The organism is Methylomonas sp. HYX-M1 (genome assembly GCF_040741385.1).
Classification (GTDB): domain Bacteria; phylum Pseudomonadota; class Gammaproteobacteria; order Methylococcales; family Methylomonadaceae; genus Methylomonas; species Methylomonas rhizoryzae.
Map to the genome: position 1 here is coordinate 2326087 of NZ_CP160405.1, position 22428 is coordinate 2348514.

Below are 22428 nucleotides of genomic sequence, written 5' to 3' on the forward strand. Positions count from 1 at the left end.
CTGACTCGAAGGCAAAGGTTCCGGCTTAACCTAATCCCAGCCGGCGACGGCGCTGTCGTCCGGCAAGGACTCAATAAGCCCTTAGTTCTTTGTTCAAGCGCGCGGCTTGCAATTGGTCGATGTGCTCTATCCGCACCGCCGACTGTTTGAAAGCCGGTTGACGCGAATGCGGATCCAACAAGCCCAAGGTCAACCGGTTGACGCAGTCGAAGAAGTGAAACGGGATGAACACCATGTTCTTCGGCACGCGCTGAGTCAGCATAACCATCACCACCGCGTCGCCGCGCCGCGATACGGCTCTGACGTAAGACTGGTGGGTAATCCCCAATTCGGCCGCCGCGTCCGGGTTCATTTCCATGAACGGCGTCGGGCTGAATTTGTTGTTGTTGCCTATCTTGCCGGTCCGGGTCCGGGTGTGAAAATGTTCCACCAACCGCCCGGAATTCAGCCAAAACGGAAATTCGTCGTCCGGCACTTCGTTATTGTCGATAAACGGCAACGGAATCAATTTGGCCATGCCGTCGGCAAAACTAAAGCTGGCCGGCTCGGTATACAGGCGCACGCCGGCCGTTTGCGGGGCTTCTCCGTTTCGGGCTTGTGCCTCCGTATAAGGCCATTGGATGCCGCGCTTTTCTTCGATCAAATCGTGATCCATGCCGGAGATGTCCAGTAAGCGGCCTTTGGACAACGCCTTCATTTCTGCAAACACCTCGGCCGGTTTCTCCGGAAAGTGGATTTTTCGCCCTTGTTCGAAACGTTTGGCCAGCTCGTTGAAAATGTCCAAATCCGATTTGCTGTCGGCGTGCGGCGGTTTGACTTGACGAACGATGTTGACCCGGCGTTCGGTATTGGTATACACGCCCTCTTTTTCTGCCCAAATCGCCGCCGGTAAAAACAGGTGCGCGTATTCGATGGTTTCCACGTCGACGTAAGCGTCCTGCACCACCAAGAACTCGAGTTTTTCCAGAGTCTTGCGAATTCGTGCGGTGTTAGGCATGGAGGTCATAGGATTGGTGGCCACTAGCCACAAGCCCTTGATTTCGCCGGCTTCGATCGCCGGAAAAATATCGGTTTCGGTCAAGCCGCGTTTTTTGGGGAAAAATTCCGCGTCTATGCCCCAAAAATCGGCGATTTCCTGCCGGTCTTCGGTTTTTTCCAGCGCACGGTAACCCGGCAACCCGGAGCAAGACGACCATTCGCGTGTGCCCATCGCATTGCATTGGCCGGTGATGGACAAACTGGTGCCGCCCGCCTTGCCTATGTTGCCGGTGATCAAATTCAGATTATTGATGCCGACCACGCCGTCCGAGCCGTGGGTGCTTTGGTTGATGCCCATGGTCCAGATGCTCATGGCCTTGTCGGCTTTAGCGTACATCCGCGCTACCAAACGGATGGTATCTTCGTCTATGCCGCAAATCTTGGCAGCCGTTGTCGGATCGTATTTCTGGACTTCTTTTTCCAGTTGCTCGAAGCCGGTGGTATTGGCTTCGATGTAGGCCCGGTCTTCCAAGCCCTCGGCCAAAATCACGTGCATCATGGCGTTTTGCAACACCACGTCGGTGCCGGGCGTGATCGCCAGGTGGATGTCGGCGTTTTGCGCCAGCATGGTTACCCTGGGATCGACCACGATCAACGGAAAACCCCGCTTTTCCTGGGCTTCCTTCATGCGCCAGTAAATGATGGGATGTTGTTCCGGCAAATTCGAGCCCCAGGCCATCAAGCAGTCGGTGTGCTCGAAATCTTCGTAACAGCCGGGGGGGCCGTCGGAACCGAAAGAACGTTTATAGCCGGATACCGCCGAGGCCATGCACAAGGTCGTGTTGCCGTCGTAATTGTTGGTGCCGATCACGCCGCGGGTCAGTTTACCCAGCGTGTAAAATTCCTCGGTCAGCAATTGCCCGGTAGACACGATTGCGAACGAGTCGCGCCCGTAGCGGGTTTGGATGCGGCGGATTTGTGCGGCCATATGATCCAGCGCCGCATCCCAATTCACCATATCGTAGCCTTGGTGGATGGCGTGGCGTAGCAAGGGTTTTTCGCCGCGCCCTGCCGCTTCGAACACTTCGTGCTCGAAAATGCCTTTCACGCATAACTTGCCGCGGTTTACGTCGGCGCCGCCGACCCCGCGGTTGGCAACCGGCTGACCGTCTTTATCGGTGCCGATTTCGATAGAACAACCGGTAGAACAATAGTTGCAAGTGGAATAGGTCCACTTGACGACTTGTTTGTCGGCGATGACGATCGGGTTTTTCTGATTGCGACCGAATAACATAAGCTGTGGCCTCGATAACTCTATTAATCAGGTAAATGAATCCACCCGTCCGCAAAAATCACGGCGCGGCCGCCGATGCGCACCATCAGCCTTTCCTGCTGCTTATTGTCCATTTCCAGCTGTAGCAAGCTGCGCCGGGTTTTGATTTCGCCGCGTTCTACGGAAAAAGTGTGGGTGCCTTTTTGGGTATGCTCGAACGAGCACAGATAGTGGCAAAAGGCCGGCATCGCGCTGCCGACCGGCGGATCGTCGTATAAGCTGATGTTGGGGCCGAACAAGCGAGCGTTGAAATCGGCATCCGGATTCGGCGATTTCGGCGCGAACAGCAAAATTTCCTGCGCGGCGGTTTGCGGTGCGATGGATTGACTCCAGGCCGCATAGTTGAAACGAGCCTTGCGCACCGATTCGTAATTCCATACCGGCACGATCAAATACGGCATGCCGCAAGAAACCAAGCGCGGCGAGTATTTTTTATGATCCAAATCGGAAATTTGCAGGCCTAGAAACTGGCATAACTCTTCGTCGGTCGGGGCGAAGCGGTCGATGATGGCATCGCCTGAGCGGCTGAACTGAATGAAGACCGGCTTGCCGTCCCGGCTGGTCACGTTAGCCTCTATATCGCCGACGTTTTGCCGCAAAACCAAGTGAGTAAGCTGTTTGGGCAATTGCAGTTCGCCGCTTTCCGCCAACACGTATGCCGTGGCAATTACCGGGTGACCGGCGAAGTCGATTTCCTTGAACGGCGAAAAAATGCGCATGCGCCAAGTATTTGCTTCGTCCGGTAAACGCGACACGAACACCGTTTCCGATAAATTCAATTCGCGGGCGATGCGCGCCATGGTGTCGCCGTCCAAACCGTCCGCGGCCGGAAATACGGCAATTTGTGCGCCGTTGAAAATCCGGTCGGTAAATACGTCGGCAATGTAATACTGATAATTCATGCGTTATTCCCCCAACTGGATTTCAACCCTATCGCCGTTAATCCGGGCCGGATAAGCCGGCACCCTGACTTGTGTGTCTTCGAAACACACCCCTGTGGTCAAATCGAAATGTTGTTTGTACATCGGGGAAGCCACCATCAGCTTGCCGCCCAGGTCTCCTATCATGCCGCGCGACAGTACGTTGGCGTCGCTAAACGGGTCGAAATTACCGATGGCGTAGACCGCTTTCGGCCGGGTCAGATAAAAAATCGCCACTTGCTTGCCTTTGACCAACGCGCAGACACCGGAGTCCGGCTGCAAATCGTCAATATGGCAAACGTCTATCCAGGTTGTCATTAAGCAATCTCCTCTTGAGCTGTGCGCAGTTGTTTTTCTTCCGGGGTTGCCGGGCGGATTTGACCGCGTTCTTCGACGAATACCACGTTTTCGTCGGCGGCATCGCTATTAATAAAGTGGCGAAAACGTTTTAGCTTGCTTTCGTTTTCCAGCGTGGTTTTCCACTCGCATTGATAGGTATCGATGACGTACTGCATTTGCTGTTCCAGTTCGGCGCAAATGCCCAATTTGTCGTCGATGATGACCGAACGCAAATAATCCAGCCCGCCTTCCATGTTTTCCATCCAAACCGAGGTCCGTTGCAAACGGTCCGCGGTGCGCACGTAAAAAATCAATACCCGGTCGATGTATTTGATCAGAGTTTGTTTGTCCAAGTTAGTTGCAATCAGGTCGGCGTGGCGCGGTTTCATGCCGCCGTTGCCGCATACATAAAGATTCCAGCCGTTCTCAGTGGCGATCACGCCTATATCCTTGCCCTGCGCTTCGGCGCATTCGCGGGTGCAACCCGACACCGCCATTTTGATTTTATGCGGCGCGCGTAAGCCCTTGTAACGGTTTTCCAGCTCGACCGCAAGACCGACGCTGTCGTCCACCCCAAAGCGGCACCAGGTGCTGCCGACGCAGGATTTCACGGTACGTAGCGATTTGCCGTACGCGTGGCCGGATTCGAAGCCGGCCGCAATCAATTCGGCCCAGATCATCGGCAGTTGCTCGACCCTGGCGCCGAACAAGTCCACCCGTTGCCCGCCGGTAATCTTGGTGTACAAGCCGTATTTTTTCGCCACTTCGCCCAGCGCAATCAGCATGTCAGGGCTGATTTCGCCGCCGGTCACTCGGGGTACCACGGAATAAGTGCCGTCTTTTTGCATATTGGCCAAAAACGTGTCGTTGGTATCCTGTAGGCCCAAGTGCGGCGTTTCCAAGACGTATTCGTTCCAGTAGGAGGCCAAAATGGAACCGATCGCTTGCTTGCAGACCTCGCAGCCCAAACCGCGGCCGTGTTTGTCCAGTAGTTCGTCGAAGGTTTTGATTTTTTCAACCCGAATGATGTTGTACAAATCCTGCCGGGTGTGCGGAAAATGCTCGCATATGTCGGTATTGACCTCGAAACCGGCTTTTTTCAATTCGCAATCCAGTACCGATTTCAACAGCGCCCCGCAGCCGCCGCAGCCGGTTCCGGCCTTGGTTTCCGCCTTCAGCTTGGGTACGGTGGTGCAACCGGCGGCAATCGCCGAACAAATATCGCCTTTCGAAACCGCGTAGCAGGAACAAATTTGCGCGCTTTCCGGTAAAGCGTCCGGCCCCAAGCCGACCGACTCGTCGTGGCGCTGCGGTAGAATCAAAGAATCCGGATTGGCCGGCAGTTCGATACCGTTCAAACTGTATTGCAACAAGGTGCTATAACCGTTGGCATCACCGACCAGCACGGCACCCAGCAACAATTTGTTGTCGGCACTGGTCACCAGGCGCTTATAGATTTCGCCGCGGCCGTCTTGGTAGGTATAGACCAGAGAGCCTGCGGTTTTGGCGTGCGCATCGCCGATGCTGGCCACATCAACGCCCATCAATTTCAGCTTGGTGCTCATATCCGCGCCGGTAAACTCAGCCGATTCACCGCTCAAGTCGGCGACCACGGTGCGGGCCATGGTGTAACCGGGCGCAACCAATCCGAAAATTTGTCCGTTCCACAATGCGCATTCGCCGATCGCGTAGATGTCCGGATCGGAGGTGCGGCATTGGTTGTCGATGACGATGCCGCCGCGCGGGCCGACCTCCAGTCCGCAGCTGCGGGCGATGTCGTCGCGCGGCCGGATGCCGGCAGAGAACAATATCAGGTCGGTTTCCAACACTTCACCGTCGGCGAAATTCATTTTGTGCAAACAGGTTTCGCCGTCGTCGATCAAGGTGGTGTTTTTGCTTAGATGCACTTTTACGCCCAACGCTTCGATTTTGCGGCGCAACATCGCACCGCCGCCCTCGTCCAGTTGCACGGCCATCAGGCGCGGCGCAAATTCGACCACATGGGTATCCAGACCTAAATCTCTGAGGGCTTTGGCCGCCTCCAAACCCAACAAGCCGCCGCCGACTACGGTGCCGACTTTGGATTGCGCTGCGGCGGCTTGGATTGCTTCCAGATCTTCTATGGTTCTGTAAACCAGGCAGCGTTCGCGTTCGTGGCCGGGAACCGGCGGCACGAAGGGGTAAGAGCCTGTCGCCAATACCAACTTGTCGTATGCAATCGTTACCCCGTTGGCAGAGGTTACCGTTTTGTTGTTCCGATCTATGCCGGCGGCCCGATCGCCCAACAGAATTTCTATGCCGGTTTCTTCGAAAAAACCTTCCGGAACCAGCGATAAATCTTCTGCGGTTTTGCCGGAAAAATACTCGGACAAATGCACCCTATCGTAGGCCGGGCGCGGTTCCTCGCAAAAAGTGACGACTCGGAATTGCTCTTTGGCGGCGCTATTGGCGAATCCGGCCAGAAAATGTTGTCCGACCATACCGTTACCGATAACAACCAAGGTTTGTTTGTTGTTCATGCCAACCTCGAAATAATAAATTTGCTGACTCCGGCCCCCGCTTGAAATTGCGCCGGCTCGTGGATTTCAAGAGTGCTTCCCGCTCGTTCGCATTTTTTTGGAGCAAAAAAAAAGGCGACCCGTTTTAGTTGCATATGTGCAAAAAAACGGACGCCTTTGTCCAGGTAACAATGACAAGATAAGCTCAGCGGGAGACTTAATCGGATAAAAGCAATATATATACCAGTTTATATTATTATTTTAATTCAATTAGTTAATGATTTCAATAAGCATACGATTGACAGCAACGCACCGATCTGGCCAGAGACACCGCTTAAATGAACCAAATTGGTGCGCACTATTCGAGCATTAGACGGCTCCTGAGGCGTGTTGAATTGAATCCAAATTGCTTTCTTTTTACGCAACCGTTTTAATGTTGCGTGCCAACACCTTTCTCGCACAAACTGTATCGGTTTTGTTTATTGGATTATTTCATGCCAGTTATCCCTTTCGACCTGCTTTCCATGCAAGGAAAAACCAAAATCCTGCACATGAGCTGGATGGCTTTTTTCATCAGCTTTGTGATTTGGTTTAATCACGCCCCGTTAATGGTGTTGATCCAACAGGACCTGGGCATCAGCAACGCCGACGTGGAAATCATTCTGTTGCTTAACGTGGCTTTGACTATTCCGGCCCGCGTCATTATCGGCTTGGTGGTCGATCGATTCGGCGCCAAAATCAGTTATAGCGTACTGCTGGCCATTTGCAGCATTCCCTGCTTCATGTTCGCGACAGCCGACAATTTCGCCGAGCTGGCTTGGTCGCGGTTTCTGCTCGGTTTCATCGGCGCGGGCTTCGTGGTCGGCGTGCGCGTTATCGGCGACTGGTTTCCGTCCAGCCAAGTCGGCACGGCCGAAGGCATTTACGCCGGCTGGGGAAATTTCGGCTCGGCTATTGCCGCCATTTGTTTGCCGGGCTTGGCTTTGTATTTGGGAGAAGATCAAGGTTGGCGCTACGCGGTCGCGGTTACCGGCGGCATGGCCATCATTTTTTCCGTCGTCTACTATTTCAAGGTCGAAAACTTGCCGCCGGCGCTAGCGGGCTTGAAAGGTAAACGCGCCAGCAGCATGGAAGTCAGCAGCATTAACGACCTGTTTTTGTACGTCTTTAGCCTGCTTCCCCTGTACGCCACCTTATCGCTTCTGACCTGGAAGCTTTCCGCCCTGGCGGATCCCATCCTGTCGCCGTCCTGGGCCGCCGGCATCCATGCCGTGATTTGGGCCGTGTTTCTGCTGCATGCCAAACATCTGGTCAACCACAACGCCGAACGCCTGAGTCAACCGGTTCCCAGCATTCACCAATATCATTATCGGCAAGTAGTGATATTGGCCATCGCTTATTTGATTACTTTCGGTTCCAAATTGGCCGTGCTGTCTATGTTGCCGATGTTTTTCTTCAATACTTTCAACCAAACTCAGCATATCTCCATGCTGAATGCAGGTTTATTGGCTTCCAGTTTCGTGGTTACCAATATTTTTGCTCGACCGGCAGGCGGCTTACTCAGCGATCAAATCGGCCGTAAATTATCGTTGACGCTGTTTATCGCCGGATTAACGGGCGGCTATTTGTTGATGGCCTTGATTTCCGAGCAATGGTCGGTGAGCGCGGCGGTCTGCGTGACCTTGCTGTGCGCGATTTTCATGCAAGCGGCGGAAGGCGCCATATTCGCCTTCGTTCCCTTAGTCAGGCGAGCTATCACCGGCGAAGTGGCCGGTATCGTCGGCGCCTACGGCAACGCCGGCTCCATCGTGTTTTTGATCGTGTTAACCTTCGTTCCGACCAACACGTTTTTTTTAATGTTAGGCTGCTGTTGCTTGCTGTTGCTGGGATTGTTGTACTTCCTGGAAGAACCTAAAACCTTTATTACAGAAATCCTGCCGGACGGCTCCGTCGTCAAAATCGAGCTGGAGTGACCATGACAGCGCTGAAAGTGTTAGTGGTCGATGAGTTCGAATCCGACCTGATGCTGGAAAAATGCTTGCAGCAGCACGGCTACCAAGTAGCTACGCTGAAGCTGCAGTCTTTGAATTTGCCGGAAGTCATCAAGGCCCTGCAACCGGACGCGGTGGTATTAAACCTGTACAGTCCGGACGACCTGATCCTGAAAATGGTGTTGGACATCAATCAGCTTTATGCCGTACCGGTCATCATGTTTGCCGAAGATCAGCAAACCGAAACCATCAATAAAGTGATCAAAGCCGGGGTCAGCGCTTATATCGTAGACGGCTTGGAACCCAAGCGTATCAAAGCCATCATCGATGTGGCCATCGCTCGTTTCCGCGAGCAACAAGCGCTGAAAGAAGAACTGCAAAAAGCCAAAACCCAACTGGAGGAACGCAAGTTCATCGATCGCGCCAAAGCGATTTTGATTAAGTCGCAGAACTATACCGAAGATCAGGCCTACCACGCGCTCCGCAAACTGGCGATGGACCGAAAGATTTCGATGGGCGAAATGGCCAAAAACGTCATCGCAATGGCGGAATTGTTGAAATAGTGAGCGGGTGCCGGGTTCGCCATGCTACGCGCCCAGCTGCAGGCTTGCCCGCTAGGCTTGAGCGCGTTTCCGCTAGCCGGCGAAGGTTAAGCCGCCAGCGCTTCGTACGCTCGTCGGCTAGGGTTGCCACAACGATAGTGCCTATCCGGTGTCGAACGGCAGGAAAATTACGCGACTACGATTTTTATTTGCCCGCATCCTTGCTGTTGGCGTTGGCAGAGCCGGACTCGGCTTTGCCGTCCGCTTCCGATTCCGAATCGAATATGCCGGAAATTTTTTCCCACAGGGTTTTATCTTGCCCGCCTGCCGATTTGGCGGCTTCGTTAATTTGAGTTTCGGCGCTATCTTCCAAGCCGCCTTTAGCCGCATTCACCGCCTCGCGGGAGCGCTCTGCGACGGCGGCGGTGTCGGGGTCCGAGCTAAACAAACCGGTAATTTTTTCACCCATGGTGCTGTCCAACTCTCGTTTGGGCACATCGACCGTGGTCTCGGTGGACTGCTTGACGACCGGCATTGCGCTGGGGCGAAAATCGCCTTGCACGCCGACCAGATTTTCGCCGGAAAAATACAAGGAAATGCGTTTTTGCATACGCGCTTCCCCGCCGGGCTGATCGGAATACAAATAATCCCAACGCTGTTCGTGAAAAGTATCGGACAGCATCGGCGACCCCATGATGTAAAGCACCTGCCTTTTCGTCATGTTCGGCCGTAGTTGATCTACCATGGCCTGATCGACGATATTCCCTTGTTCGATGTCGATGCTGTAGACGCCGGGTAAATTAGAGAGTATGGTTTGGCAACCCACAAGCGCAAACGGTACTGTAGCAGTTATAACAAGAGCGGCTATTTTCATGTATCGGGATCAAGTGAGAACACACGGCTTCTCCATTATCCCATAATTCAGCCAACGGCTCGGGCGAAAAACCGCTACAATGCCGCGCCACCGATTCAAGAGAATGAGCTTATGGAAACACAGGAATTACGCAACGCCGGTCTCAAAGTCACGTTACCGCGGGTTAAAATCCTGGAAATTCTGGAAAAGCAGGCCGATGACAAACATCTGTCCGCCGAGAAAGTTTACAAAATCTTGCTGGCGGAAGGCGAAGATATAGGTCTTGCAACCGTTTATAGGGTACTGACCCAATTCGAAGCGGCCGGCTTAGTCAATCGCCATCATTTCGAAGGCGGCAACTCCATTTTCGAATTGAACAAAGGCAACCACCACGACCATATGGTCTGTGTCAAATGCGGTAAAGTGGACGAATTTACCGACGAAGTCATTGAAAAACGCCAAGCGGAAATTGCAAATCGGTTGGGTTATCAACTCACCGAGCATAGCTTGTACCTATACGGCTATTGCCACGACTGCAAACGCCCCTAACACCCCTACTCCATGTTCAAACCGCTGATTCTATATATCGGCTTACGCTATACGCGTGCCAAACGCCGGACGCAATTCATTTCCTTCATCACCTTAACTTCGGTTCTCGGCATCGCCTTGGGTGTCACCGCTCTGATCACCGTGCTGTCGGTGATGAACGGCTTCGAAGCGGAATTGCGCGAGCGCATTTTGGGCATGACCGCCCACACCACGGTTAGCGGGCGTTTCGGACAACTGGACGATTGGCAAAGCGTCGCCGCGCGCCTCGACGGCATGGAGCATGTGGAAGGCGCCGCACCTTATATTCAAGGCCAGGTGATGGTCAATGCCGACCGTCAAGTCAGCGGCACCCTATTGCAAGGCATCTTGCCGGATTTCGAACCTAATGTATCGGAAGTCGGGGCCAACATGAAACTGGGCCAACTAAGCGATCTGAAACCGGGCGAATTCGGCATCGTGTTAGGCGCGGAGCTTGCCGGTTACTTGGGCGTATTCGTCGGCGATAAGGTGACTATCATTACCCCGCAAGTGAATTCTACGCCGGCTGGTATCTTGCCGCGTTTGAAACGCTTTACCGTGGTCGGCGTGTTCAAAGTCGGCATGTACGAATACGACCGGAACATGGCGCTGGTGCATTTGGACGATGCCGCTAAATTGTTCCGCCTCGAACCGGCGGTGACCGGATTAAGGCTGAAATTGGACGACTTGTTCAATGCGCCGCTAATCACCCAAGATTTGGCCGACGCGTTAGGCTCGGATTACCGGGTCAGCGATTGGACACTAGCGCACAGCAATTTCTTCCGCGCGGTACAAACCGAAAAACGGGCGATGTTCATTATTTTGCTGCTGATCGTCGCAGTAGCGGCGTTCAATATCGTCTCGACCTTGGTGATGGTGGTAACGGACAAACGCGGCGACATCGCTATTTTGAAAACCCAGGGCCTGAGCAACGGTTCGGTAATGGGCATTTTCGTCGTGCTGGGCTGCGTCATCGGCAGCATAGGCACGTTTATCGGCACCTTGGGCGGGATAGGCTTGGCGCTCAATGTTCAAACCATAGTCCCGGCCATAGAAAAAGCCTTCGGCCACAAATTCATGCCGGCGGACGTGTACTACATCAGCGAAGTACCGTCCAAATTAATTTGGAGTGACGTGTATTGGATCACTGTAGCTGCGTTCTCGCTGTCGCTACTGGCAACCTTGTACCCGGCTTGGCAAGCTTCGCGTATCAATCCGGCCGAGGTACTTCGCTATGAGTGATTCGATCATTCTGCAATGCCGGCAGTTGACCAAGCGCTACAACCAAGGCGACTTGAACGTCGACGTGCTCAAAGGCGTGGATTTACAGGTGACCGCCGGTCAACGGGTCGCGATTATGGGCGCGTCCGGATCGGGCAAGAGTACTTTGCTGCATCTGCTGGGCGGTCTGGAGAAACCCACTTCCGGGAGCGTCACGCTAGACGGCGAAGACCTTGGCTCCATCAGCGCCGGCAAATTAAGCCGGCTGCGCAACCGGGCCCTTGGCTTTATTTACCAGTTTCATCATTTGTTAGGCGAATTCAGCATTTTAGAAAACGTCGCGATGCCGTTATTAATCGCCAAACAGCCAATCAAAATCGCGCAGGAAAAATCCGCCGACTTATTGACGCGCGTCGGCTTAAGCCATAGATTGCAACACAAGCCGGGCGAATTGTCCGGCGGAGAACGGCAGCGCGCCGCTATCGCCAGAGCCTTGGTCAATACCCCCAAGTGTGTACTGGCAGACGAGCCGACCGGAAATTTAGACAGCAAAACTGCCGATCAAATTTACCAATTGATGCTGGAATTGAATCAGGAGTTACAGGTGAGCTTTTTGGTAGTTACCCACGACTCGGAATTAGCCGGGCGTATGGATCACGTTCTACACATGGAGGACGGCATGATAGTAGGCCAATCCGCAAACCGTAGCGATTAAGCCAAAACCGTTAATGCGGCACTGCAATCGTCGCCGACGGCCACATCGTACAAGCACCAATCCGCTATCGTCCCGCATTGGGGCGGTAGCGACAAGAACTTGGGAACGCCCTCCGTACTCGTCACCACATCGGTAACACCATTGCCGATACCGGCACCGACCGCCTTCAGCAAACTTTCTTTGCGAGTCCAAAACCGGTAAAAAGCCGGTATTTGCAATTGATCCGGCAATCGCCGCCAATAAGCCAGCTCGTCCGCGGATAAACATTCTTGCGCCAGCAAGCCAGGCTCGTGCCGCCGGTTCCACATCTCGATGTCCACCCCCAACTGTCGTTGCCCGACTGCGAGCAGCATACGATCTCCGGAATGCGATAAATTGAATTGCAGTGCCAAGGCTTGTTGTTGCCGGCCGATTAAATAAGGTTTGCCGAAAGCGTGACGGGCAAATTCGATTGCTTCGGGGGCCATATCCAAGTAAGCGGCCAATAAAACGCGCAATTTGCCGTGACAAATCGCGTAACGGCGGCGCAACTCTTCGAATTGAAAGCGTTGAGCGGCTTGCCGCTCGTTCGCCGACAGCAGGTGCCAATAACGTGGGAAAGCGCCGTCGTCGGCCACCAGACTTTCGAGATGCAAATCGACGCCGGCAACGGTTTGGAATGATTTTTGTTTAAACACGCGCTTTTATTGAAAAGTTCCTATTTTGCAGACGGGATGCATGCCGGGCTCTTTCGTCAAGCTAGCACTCAATTCAACCGAGCTAACAATTCGCTTTCCGCAGCCTTTAAATTTTCGAATTTGGCAGATAACAAGACATATTGTTGTTGGGCTTTAATCATGTCCGCGTCCATCAGATGCTGTTCCAAAATTTCGGCGACGGCGCGAAAGTCGGCGAAACCGAAAAAACAAAACGATCCATGTAATTTATGGGCAACCTCCCAGGCTTTAGAACATTGGCGGTCGCGCAAGTATTGCTCCAAACTGACGAATTGCGACGGTACCTCTTCGAACAGCTTTTGCAGATACTTGCGTCCCATTTCGCGATTGTTCTCCAAGCGATTAAGCACTGCGCTAACGTAATAATCGCCGTTTACGCTTTCGCGCGGCTTGCACCACTGACCGATGACGCGCTCCAAGTCGGCCAGCACGATAGGCTTGATCAAACAATCGTTGAAGCCGTCCTCGATAAACAAATGGGGTTGGCGACGCTGCACGTGTGCGGTGATTGCGATAATCGGGGTCAAACGGTTTGCCGATGCCATTCTGGCTTTTTGCACCAGCTCCAGACCGCTGATGCCGGGCATGTTGACATCCAGAAAAATCAAGGAATAAACGGTTTCCCGCAAGGCTTCCCAAGCTTGGGTGCCGTCGCTGGTCGACGTCACCTGATTGGTCCAGGTGTTGAGCTGCTCGGCCAACAGCCAACGATTCATTTCGTTGTCGTCGGCAATTAAAATGGACAGTTCGGTTTCAGTCATATTTACTACCCATAATTGAATGCGCTTGCTAACCCCATGCATGCTAATAATTGATTCCGTTTCAGCCGATTGGGTTGAGCGTAAACACCTACAGCAAAACTGCAGGCAAAGCTTCCAGCAAACTGCTGGCACGGAAAAAAGCTTCACTATTTCCAATAGGAGACTTGGCTGAGAGATAGGCTCACACCAGCCTCGTCTAAAGCGGGACTTTTTCAGCTAGGCGGCCGCTTCGTCCCGGTAAAGCCGGGCAATAGCGCAATAAATCCCAATGGAGCGAGGTCGACAGCTATCGTCAAACCTTGAATACGCCTACAGGCTAACGCTAAACGCTTATTAATTACAATAGCCTGCAATGTAAAAAATCCATTTGCACTCTAACATTTGAATTGCGCATGCCTAAAAACATAAATATCACGGATTTCTCACGAATGTTTGAAACTTCCGTGATAAGCATAAACGCGATATTCGCCGATAATGTCCCGTCTATTCGCAGACTCCAGCCAGCAGCTTTCATCGTTTGTTAGCCTAGCGGCCTAACCCTATCCTGTTTTGCGATCATGAAGGAAGGCACTGTGATCAAGCACATTTTGCTAGTCGAAGACGATCCCGGCATCGCCTGGCTGTTGACGGAGCCTTTACGCGACGAAGGTTATTCGGTCGAGCATACCCCGGACGGAGAAAGCGGACTGCAACGTTTGAATAGTCAACGTTACGACCTGCTGATTTTAGATTTGATGTTGCCGGGCATAGACGGCCTGGAAGTATGCCGGCGCTTACGCGCCGCCAGCAACTACACACCCATCATCATCGTCAGCTCCAAATCCGCGGAAGTGCAACGCGTGGTTGGTTTGGAGATGGGGGCCGACGATTACATAGCCAAACCTTTTTCCGCACTCGAACTGGTAGCCAGAGTGCGCGCCTTACTACGCAGGGTGGACGCTCTAAAACACACCCACTCCGTTTCGGAGGAAACCGTAATCGTAATAGCCGATTTGCGAGTGGATACTCAAGCGCGCAGCATCCATCTCAATGGCCGGCCGGTATCGTTAACGGCGCGGGAATTCGACTTGCTGCATTTTTTCGTGCGTCATCCGAACCGGACGTTTACCCGCTTGGAATTGTTAAATCAAGTCTGGGGTTATTCGCACGACGGTTACGAACATACCGTAAACTCGCATATCAATCGCTTGCGCGCCAAAATCGAGCGTGACCCGGCAAATCCGAAACGCATTTTGACGGTATGGGGCATAGGTTACAAATTCGCCCCGCAAGACGAAACCGCCTAATAAACCGGAGCTAGAGGGTTCGCGCGCTATGACGTTGAATTTCCAAAACCGCATCGCGCTGTTCTTTGCCGGTTTATTCATGGCCATTCAAACCTTGACCATCGTCAGCGTCTACCAAGTATCGCGCGACAATCTAATCCGCCAACTGGCGCAAAATCTGATGTACGCGGAACAGGTATTTCAACGTCTACTGCTGGAGCGCGGAGAGCGAATTGCCGGGGAAACCCGCATATTAGTGGCGGATTTCGGATTCCGCTCCACCCTCGGTAGCAGCGATGCTAAAACCATCGCTTCGGCGTTGGAAAACCTAGCCTTACGGATTAGGGCTCAACGGGCTTTTTTCATTGATTTGACAGGAGAAATCGTCGCCGACACGCAAAATTCTTTACAAGATAGCGGCTTCGTGTTTCCGGATGCCTTGGCGGAAGCGGAAAATAGCGGTAAAGCCGTGGTATTCGGCGTTTTGGACAACAAACTTTACGAATGGACAATCGTACCGGTTCTGGCGCCGCTTCCCATAGGTTGGGTAGCGATTGCCCAGCAAGTCGATCAAAGACGGGTAGAACAATTTAAACAATTATCGCCGTTACCCTTAGAGATTAGCATGGTCGAATTAAGCGCCGGTCAAAGCCGCATTTTGACCAGTTCATTGCCAGAAAAAATGCAAGGCAGGCTAACGCAACAATTATTGAACGCGGATTTTGTGCAAAACCGTCCGGAAGCCGCGATGGCATCGGGCGATTTCGACTACATTAGCCGCATCCAGCGTTTGCCTAGCGCTGCGCTAGATCCCACGATCGTTGCCGTCTTACAAATCGATTTTAACCGCGCTCAAGCCCCTTACTGGCCGCTGTTTAACGCCACCGCCGGCTTAATGCTGCTAGGGTTGCTGGTCGCCTTGGCCGGCAGCGTGCTGATAGCCCGCAACGTATCGCGACCGGTTAGAGCGCTGGCCGGCGCGACGGAACGCATGTTGCAAGGCGACGTGAATACGCAGATTCCGGTGAATAGCGACGACGAATTCGGCCGTTTGGCAGAAACCTTTAATCGCGCCGCGGCGTTGGCGGCCCAGTGCAGCGAATTACAAATGAAAGATCGGCAAAGGCGCGAATGGGTCGCTACCGTTTCCCACGATTTACGCACACCTTTGACTTCGTTGTACGGTTTTTTGGAAACCATGCAACGTAAAGCGGATAGCCTACCGCTGCAGGAACAACAACAATTCTTACAAACCGCCTTAAGACAAACCGAAAAAGTCAGCCGATTGGCGCAAGAATTGTTCGAACTGGCCAAACTGGAATGCGGCGAAACCGGATTAAATCCGGAGCACTTTTGTCTAGCCGAACTACTACAAGACGTGAGCCAAAAATTTCAGCTTGCCGCGCAGCAACGGCAAATCGACTTGACGGCGGAACTCCGCCCGGAGTTGCCGCCGGCTGATGCCGACATCGGTTTAATCGAGCGCTTGTTGACCAATCTGATAGACAATGCATTAAGACATACGCCCAACGGCGGTAGCATACACATATCGGTTACAGCCGATCGAACTCGCTTGTGGATTAACGTCCGCGATTCCGGTGTCGGCATCGCCCCGCAATATTTGCCTACTCTGTTCGACTGGAGCTCGCCTTTATCCCGTAAGGCCAGAAATCAAGGCGGCGGGTTCGGATTGTTGGTGGTAGACAAAATTGCACGTTTACACGGTGGCAGAATCTACGTGGATAGCAGGTTAGGTCAAGGAAGCGAATTCCGATTCGATTTGCCGATAGCCTCGTCTTCATGTGCCAAGCAGCGTTAACGGATCGCTTAGTTGCTCGATTTCGCACCCCCTCCCCCGGCGGCTTGGCCGCTACTGCCTTCCTTCTGAGCATCGGTTGCGCATTCGATTTACACGCCGAACCGTCGTTCCCGGAGCTTGACTGGCATGGTTTATTAGACTTGCGTTTTATGTCCGGCAACGCGCAAAACGGCGAATTGCAAAACGGCTTAGGAAAGTTTAGATACGGCACAGACAGCGAGACGATCCGCATTAACGAAGCCGCAGCCAGCCTAAAAGCCAGCCTGAATTGGGACTGGTCGGGTTTCTTGACAATCAAATATGCCAATCGGCAGCAGCAAGCGCTCGATGTGAGCGAAGGTTTTTTCGCTTACCGCCCGGTACCGCTCGGAGCATGGAATTTCAACGCCAGGCTGGGGATGTTTTTTCCGCCTATTTCCTTAGAGAACAGCGGCACTGCTTGGAGCAGTCCTTATACCTTGAATTCCTCGGTGATCAATGCCTGGGTCGGGCAAGAACTGCGCAGTTTCGGCGCCGAAACCCGCTTGGCTTATCGTTTAGCGAACGGCGGCCATATCGGTCTATTCGCCGCCGGCATCGCCAACAACGATACCGCCGGCCTACTTTTGGCTTGGCGGGGCTGGAGTTTAAGCGATTATGAAGCGACGCTGCACGACCGGCTACGCCTGCCGGTCGGCGTCGGTATAACACGGCATTTCCCCAAACAAGCCGCTTACACGCGCCCTTTCGTGGAAATAGACGGTAACGCCGGCTATTACGCCGGACTGACTGCCGACCTTCACGGAAAATTTACGTTAAGAGCCCTTTATTACGATAATCTGGCCGAGCCTACCGGCCTTAGGGAGGGCCAATATGCTTGGCATACCCGCTTTTGGTCGTTAAGCGTCAAGACCGAACTCCCCGGGCAAATTACTTTGATAAGCCAAGGCCTGCAGGGTAGTACCGAAATGGGCGAAACCCGCAACGGATTTAGAGCGGTCGACGCCGGTTTTTGGGCGGCGTCGCTGCTGCTCAGCAAATCGCTTGGCCCACACCGCCTAAGTCTACGCCACGAATATTTCGGTAGCGGTCAAAACGACTTTATGCCGCAAGAGGACAATCGCGAACACGGATATGCGCTTACGGCAAACTACAATGTAACCTTGGCCCGACGCCACCAGTTCAATCTGGAATTCAGCCGCATCGTCAGCAATAGACCGTCTCGCCTTAATCTAGGACAGCCCGCCGATCAACAGGAATTATTATGGCAATTTGCTTATCGCGTATTTTTTTAAGCATGGCTGGTGCGATGCTGACGCAGGTCTCGAACGGCCTGGAACTTTCCGGCACGGTAACGGACGGCGAAAATCCGGTAAGCCACGTCGTGGTAAGCGCGCACCCGCAACCGGCAAGCGCGGTTCAGCACCCCTCGCTCAAAGCGGTGTCGATAGAGCTGGATCAAAAAAGCCGCGAGTTCGTCCCGCATATTTTGGCCATTAAACGCGGCACACCGGTTTATTTTCCGAATAGCGACGATATCAAACACCACGTCTATTCTTTTTCGAGTACCAAGCGTTTCGAAATCAAACTGTACAGCGGAACGCCGGTCGAACCCATCGTGTTCGAGCAAACCGGTATCGTCACGCTGGGCTGCAACATTCACGATTGGATGTTGGGCTATATCTACGTTACCGACGCCGAATATCTGACGCAATCGGACCGCGAGGGCCGGTGGCTTTTAGCCGTGCCATCCGGCCAATACCGAGTCACGCTGTGGCACCCGGACGCCGAGAACGGAGAACATACGCAAACGATCGACATTCGCCGCAACACACTCCTGCATCATCATTTACCGTTAAAAACCGACCAACCGACCGGTAAGCCGCCGGCTAACCTGCAATTGCAGGTCTACGACGGCGGCTTTTAGCGGATTGTCCAACGGCTTTAACCGGTTATTGCCGCAGGTTTGCGACGGCGCCACATCACGGCGGGCAGCGCGCTGCAGAACAACCAAACAGCCGCCGGCAACGGCACTTGCGATACCGCGCTAATACTTAGTAACGGGGTGGCCGTTCCCGGCAAATCGGTAAAGTTATAACCGCCCGGCGTGGCTAAACCGGCATATGCGGAGAAATCGTGGTCGAAACTAATAAGCCCATTTTGCGCAGGGCTTACCGTTGCATTCGATCCCACCAGGAAAGCCGCGCCTTCCGCAGCGTCGAGTTCGGTTCCGGCGTCCCAAATTCCCGCGCCGGTCTCCACGAAATTCAAGCCGAGAAAATGTCCCATCTCGTCGAACAACTGAATTTCCATCGGCTCGTCGTTGCCGATAAATCTGTCGTTGGACGGAACCACCATGGCGAAATAGCTTAAGTAACGGTTTTTTACCGGATCCAAATTTAGCGTGATACTTCCGCTGCCGCCCGGCAAAAAGATTCCGGGACCGAAAGCATTCACCGTAGCGCTCGCCGAACCGCTCACGCCATCGGCATAAGCAGAGGCAAACGCTGCGGCCAAACCGCTGCTATCGCCTAATTCGGCAACCGCTTCAATCGCCGCCGACGCCGCACTACCCTGGTCGAAAGCATCGTAAGAACCGTCGTGAAAAGCTAAAAATACCGGACTTATCGCAACACCTTGGGCGGACGACAAATTCGTTACCGTAAACGTCACCTCTGCAGCGTGCGCACTCGGATAAGGCCAAATGGCATTGGCCAGAATCAACACCGGTACCCATAAAGTTTTTTGAATTAATCTCATCGTAAATCTCCTTAAAAATCCTCTGAATTGGATGCCTTTAGGCAATGAGATTTTGCCGGGAAGTTCTCACAAAATCGTCACAAGAGATTCAAATCGTCGTGACCATGCGCGAAAAATCAGCTTGCAGACGGGTTTAGCGGATTCCGGCCGAAAGACTTCGGAAGTTGCCTACGGTTTGTCCGTGTGTTTAAAATTTGTCGGCACTGTTTTATCGCATTTCCAAATTGCCATTCAAACCACGAGGGCAACGACGCCTCCGCCGCCAGACGTGGCGAAATAGTACAGTATCGGTAGGATGATCGGCATTGAGCGTAGGATTTTGCTTACGAAGCCGTTCGGCTCCCAGCAATGCTATACTTGCACCCATTACCGATGCGGCCGGGAAACGGCCCGGTAACGTTAGTGAAAGAGATTGCACGAACAGTAGGAGATTTAAGGATGCAACAACCTGATGTCGACAATTCCCCCCAAGACGAGTCCAAGGCGATGGTATCTCGACGCAGCTTTTTCAGCCGTCTGGCGGCTGGCGCCATTTTGTCTTTAGCCGTACCGGGAATTGCACACGCGGCAAAAGTCGAGACAATTCGCAAAGACAAGGGTCGGAAAGCGCGTAGCGCGGTCCGCCTGCCCAAGCAAAAAATTCGCGTTTCAAGCAAACATAAAAGCGGCAAAATTTCGACGGCGTCTTTGAAGCGCGTGAAAAACAGCGCCGGACGCGTCAATAACCACTCCAGGGTACGCGACGTTTACAGCAAAAAATCCAACCGGATCCTTACCACCGAATATAAACGTAGCGTAACCAGTCCGAACGGGCAGCAATATGCGCGGGTTCAACCGAACCGCTTTAATACATCGATCTATGAGCCGGAACAAGATTCGTTGATACTCGCTAACCGATCCAGATTGGACAGTCATAGATCGTTGGCCATTCAAAATCCGCACACCGGCGACAGATTAAACGTCACTTATTTTGAGCGCGGCCGCTATTTAAACGACGCACTCGGCGAAATCTCCGTGTTGTTGCGCGATTACCGCACCGGAGACATACATCCGGTAGATCCGCAATTACTGGATCAATTGCACGATTTAAAACAAATATTGGATCTCAGTCGGCCGTTTAACGTGGTATGCGGTTACCGCTCGCCGTTAACCAACGCCAAGCTGCACGCCGAACATACCGGCGTTGCCAATAACAGTTTTCACATGTACGGCCGTGCGGTCGACATACGCATAGAACGCTTCGATTTGCGCCGCATCCATAACGCGGCAATCGCCATGCACAGGGGGGGCGTCGGCTATTATCCCGAGTCGAATTTCATCCATCTCGACACCGGTACCTTCAGAACCTGGTCGCTTTAGGTTCTCCTTTCCGCGAGCATTGTAATGGATGCCGGCTGATCAAATTCGCGAGCCAGCCGGATCGGCTTGACTGTATCAGCCGTTAAGGGCTTACAGTCAGGTCTGCGCTGCTGGACAATCTTAGCGAATCGTTGGGTTTAGGCTCCGACGCTTGGATGTTTTGTAACTGTTCCAAAGCTTTACGCAGATATTCGTCTTGTCCGTATACGTCCGGATAAAAATGCAACTGGTCTTTGTGGTCGACGTAAGTCGTGCCGTAATAAAACAATACCGGCACGGAGCGCTTTAACGTGACGTGACGGGTTTTAGCACCCGTCATCGCTTGTTTGATGCTTTCTTTATCCCACTCTTTTTGGCCGCCCAAAACAAATTCGGCTAGTTGCTCCGGCTGAGAAACCCGCACACAGCCGTGGCTCAAATCTCGACGCGGGCGATTGAAAGCCGACTGAGCGGGCGTATCGTGTAAATACACGTCCGCCGCATTAGGAAATACAAATTTCACCCGTCCCAAGGGGTTCTTTTTTCCCGGTCTCTGCCGGGCACGGAGGTAACTGCCGCCACCTTGATCTTCGCGGTTATAGTGTCTAACCAATTCGATATCCTGACTGGCTAAGTAGGCTTTGTTGCTGACGGTTTTAGGCAAAATTTCCTTTTTGAAGATCGTCGTGGGTATATTCCAATACGGCATGAACTCCAAATATTTCATTTCTTCCCATAACACCGGAGTTTGATTTTCCGGCGCTTTGCCCACAATCACTTTCATGTTCAGCGGCGCTTGATCGTCCGTGGAATTGAAAGCCCATAGCTCGAACGCCGGAATATTTACCACTATCATCGGTCCTTCGGTCGGATCGGGAATCCAACGCGCCCGCTCCATAGCCAATTCGATACGCGAAATTTTTTCCGCAGGGGACTGAGCCAGCAAGGCTGCAGTGGCGTTTCCGACTACCCCGTCCGCTTTCAACCCCGCTTGCCGTTGCAGTTTTTTTACCGCGTCGGCCAGATCGGCATCATAGCGTTCGCTCGCCGCATCCGCAGGATCGGCCAATACACCCAAACTGTGCAACCGGGATCTTAACTCGGCAACATTGGCATGCTTGTCGCCCGGTTTTAGCGGTTTAGCGAAAACCAATTGGCCCCTGGCCGCGATAACCGCTTGCCGCCTCAGCTCACCGAGAATGTGTTTGAGTTGCCGATACTGGCGCGCTTTGGGTTCAAACTCGCTAACCAGATCGGTCAGGCGTTGTTGCGTCAGATACTGATGCAACAGCGACGCTAAGTCCACATCCGGCTTAGGCGCAATGTGCGCAGGCATGGGCATGCTTCTGGGATCCACCCTTCCCTGACGTAAATCGCGCAAAAATCGCGTTAGCGAAACAGTCAAAGCAACGTCGTAACTTGCCGTTGTATTCGCGTCCAAAGGGGGGTGTTCTATCCATTCGCGCACGGAATCGACATCGTAATTCAGTGGGCTTAAGCCGTCTGCTTCGGCATTGGAGAGTAGCGCGAGTAAATCCGTTAAATTTTTTTCCGGCGCATGTTTGGAAAACCAAATCGGTTGGAACTCGACTTTTCCATAGATACTTTTAACCACTTCGCCTTCGTTTTTGAAATCGGCGCGGCGCAACAGCGGATGGCGTTGGCTGGTTAAAATGATGCCGATCGGCGAATCGGCGGGTATGACAATTTCATTGGCCAGCAACGGCGGAAAGTCGGGGGCGGGGAGCGCTTGAACCCCGCCTATTTCATCATCGGCCAACACAAAACTGGCTTCGCCGAAATAAAAAACGCAGGCGATCACGGGTAACCAAG

The 22428-nt window shown here is 53.1% G+C and carries 19 protein-coding genes; 10 read left to right on the forward strand and 9 right to left on the reverse strand.

What is annotated here, in order from left to right; translation table 11 throughout:
* Positions 1 to 70: 70 nt before the first annotated feature.
* Genes AB0A83_RS10450 through nirB form a run of 4 tightly spaced genes read right to left on the reverse strand, consistent with a single transcriptional unit; the run spans position 71 to position 6089 of the window.
* Positions 71 to 2272: a molybdopterin oxidoreductase family protein gene (locus AB0A83_RS10450; protein WP_367154067.1), complete on the reverse strand. Its 2202-nt coding sequence runs from the start codon at positions 2270 to 2272 to the stop codon at positions 71 to 73.
* Positions 2273 to 2295: 23 nt separating this feature from the next.
* A complete protein-coding gene (locus tag AB0A83_RS10455) occupies positions 2296 to 3213 on the reverse strand; it encodes a PhzF family phenazine biosynthesis protein (RefSeq protein ID WP_150048216.1) in 918 nt (305 codons plus the stop codon).
* 3 nt (positions 3214 to 3216) lie between these two features.
* Positions 3217 to 3549, reverse strand: coding sequence for a nitrite reductase small subunit NirD (gene nirD / locus AB0A83_RS10460; RefSeq protein ID WP_367154069.1), 333 nt, complete (start codon positions 3547 to 3549; stop codon positions 3217 to 3219).
* Positions 3549 to 6089: a nitrite reductase large subunit NirB gene (gene nirB / locus AB0A83_RS10465; protein WP_150048218.1), complete on the reverse strand. Its 2541-nt coding sequence runs from the start codon at positions 6087 to 6089 to the stop codon at positions 3549 to 3551. Before nirB ends, nirD begins: the two co-directional genes overlap by 1 nt.
* Before the next feature lie 473 nt (positions 6090 to 6562).
* Between nirB and AB0A83_RS10470 the strand changes: the two genes are divergently transcribed.
* Complete coding sequence (locus AB0A83_RS10470; RefSeq protein WP_150048219.1) at positions 6563 to 8041, forward strand: MFS transporter; 1479 nt, start codon at positions 6563 to 6565, stop codon at positions 8039 to 8041.
* A gap of 2 nt (positions 8042 to 8043) precedes the next feature.
* A complete protein-coding gene (locus AB0A83_RS10475) occupies positions 8044 to 8622 on the forward strand; it encodes an ANTAR domain-containing response regulator (RefSeq protein ID WP_150048220.1) in 579 nt (192 codons plus the stop codon).
* A 184-nt stretch (positions 8623 to 8806) separates the two neighbouring features.
* On the opposite strand, the gene AB0A83_RS10480 is transcribed toward AB0A83_RS10475, so the two are convergent.
* The gene (locus AB0A83_RS10480) at positions 8807 to 9427 is read right to left on the reverse strand and encodes an outer membrane protein assembly factor BamE (protein WP_367154070.1); all 621 of its coding nucleotides are present in this window, start codon (positions 9425 to 9427) and stop codon (positions 8807 to 8809) included.
* A 159-nt stretch (positions 9428 to 9586) separates the two neighbouring features.
* On the opposite strand from AB0A83_RS10480, the gene fur reads away from it, so the two are divergent.
* Genes fur through lolD form a run of 3 tightly spaced genes read left to right on the forward strand, consistent with a single transcriptional unit; the run spans position 9587 to position 11957 of the window.
* Positions 9587 to 10003 carry a ferric iron uptake transcriptional regulator gene (gene fur / locus AB0A83_RS10485; RefSeq protein WP_150048221.1) on the forward strand — a complete coding sequence of 139 codons (417 nt, stop codon included), beginning with the start codon at positions 9587 to 9589 and terminating at the stop codon, positions 10001 to 10003.
* 12 nt (positions 10004 to 10015) lie between these two features.
* Positions 10016 to 11263 carry a lipoprotein-releasing ABC transporter permease subunit gene (locus AB0A83_RS10490; RefSeq protein ID WP_150048222.1) on the forward strand — a complete coding sequence of 416 codons (1248 nt, stop codon included), beginning with the start codon at positions 10016 to 10018 and terminating at the stop codon, positions 11261 to 11263.
* Positions 11256 to 11957 (forward strand): lipoprotein-releasing ABC transporter ATP-binding protein LolD, encoded by a 702-nt coding sequence (gene lolD / locus AB0A83_RS10495; RefSeq protein ID WP_150048223.1) that lies wholly within the window; start codon positions 11256 to 11258, stop codon positions 11955 to 11957. The genes AB0A83_RS10490 and lolD overlap by 8 nt, the downstream gene beginning before the upstream one ends.
* On the opposite strand, the gene AB0A83_RS10500 is transcribed toward lolD, so the two are convergent.
* Together AB0A83_RS10500 and AB0A83_RS10505 are read right to left on the reverse strand one after the other, a co-directional pair.
* On the reverse strand, positions 11954 to 12634 hold the full coding sequence (locus AB0A83_RS10500; RefSeq protein ID WP_150048224.1) for a 4'-phosphopantetheinyl transferase superfamily protein: 681 nt from the start codon (positions 12632 to 12634) through the stop codon (positions 11954 to 11956). The two genes, lolD and AB0A83_RS10500, sit on opposite strands and share 4 nt — an antisense overlap.
* A gap of 68 nt (positions 12635 to 12702) precedes the next feature.
* Complete coding sequence (locus AB0A83_RS10505) at positions 12703 to 13434, reverse strand: response regulator (RefSeq protein ID WP_190303107.1); 732 nt, start codon at positions 13432 to 13434, stop codon at positions 12703 to 12705.
* 572 nt (positions 13435 to 14006) lie between these two features.
* On the opposite strand from AB0A83_RS10505, the gene AB0A83_RS10510 reads away from it, so the two are divergent.
* From AB0A83_RS10510 to AB0A83_RS10525, 4 genes are read left to right on the forward strand one after another with little or no spacing between them, the layout of a single operon-like run.
* Positions 14007 to 14720 (forward strand): response regulator transcription factor, encoded by a 714-nt coding sequence (locus tag AB0A83_RS10510; protein WP_232056620.1) that lies wholly within the window; start codon positions 14007 to 14009, stop codon positions 14718 to 14720.
* A gap of 28 nt (positions 14721 to 14748) precedes the next feature.
* Positions 14749 to 16518, forward strand: a complete 1770-nt coding sequence (locus AB0A83_RS10515) for an ATP-binding protein (RefSeq protein WP_367154071.1) — start codon at positions 14749 to 14751, stop codon at positions 16516 to 16518.
* 44 nt (positions 16519 to 16562) lie between these two features.
* On the forward strand, positions 16563 to 17792 hold the full coding sequence (locus AB0A83_RS10520; RefSeq protein ID WP_150048228.1) for a hypothetical protein: 1230 nt from the start codon (positions 16563 to 16565) through the stop codon (positions 17790 to 17792).
* Complete coding sequence (locus tag AB0A83_RS10525) at positions 17762 to 18424, forward strand: methylamine utilization protein (protein WP_367154072.1); 663 nt, start codon at positions 17762 to 17764, stop codon at positions 18422 to 18424. Before AB0A83_RS10520 ends, AB0A83_RS10525 begins: the two co-directional genes overlap by 31 nt.
* A 17-nt stretch (positions 18425 to 18441) precedes the next feature.
* Here AB0A83_RS10525 and AB0A83_RS10530 read toward each other — a convergent pair whose 3' ends face one another.
* Positions 18442 to 19257 (reverse strand): spondin domain-containing protein, encoded by an 816-nt coding sequence (locus AB0A83_RS10530; protein ID WP_367154073.1) that lies wholly within the window; start codon positions 19255 to 19257, stop codon positions 18442 to 18444.
* A 438-nt stretch (positions 19258 to 19695) separates the two neighbouring features.
* Between AB0A83_RS10530 and AB0A83_RS10535 the strand changes: the two genes are divergently transcribed.
* On the forward strand, positions 19696 to 20616 hold the full coding sequence (locus AB0A83_RS10535) for a DUF882 domain-containing protein (RefSeq protein WP_150048231.1): 921 nt from the start codon (positions 19696 to 19698) through the stop codon (positions 20614 to 20616).
* 82 nt (positions 20617 to 20698) lie between these two features.
* Here AB0A83_RS10535 and AB0A83_RS10540 read toward each other — a convergent pair whose 3' ends face one another.
* Positions 20699 to 22417, reverse strand: coding sequence for a murein L,D-transpeptidase (locus tag AB0A83_RS10540; RefSeq protein WP_367154074.1), 1719 nt, complete (start codon positions 22415 to 22417; stop codon positions 20699 to 20701).
* Positions 22418 to 22428 lie beyond the last annotated feature (11 nt).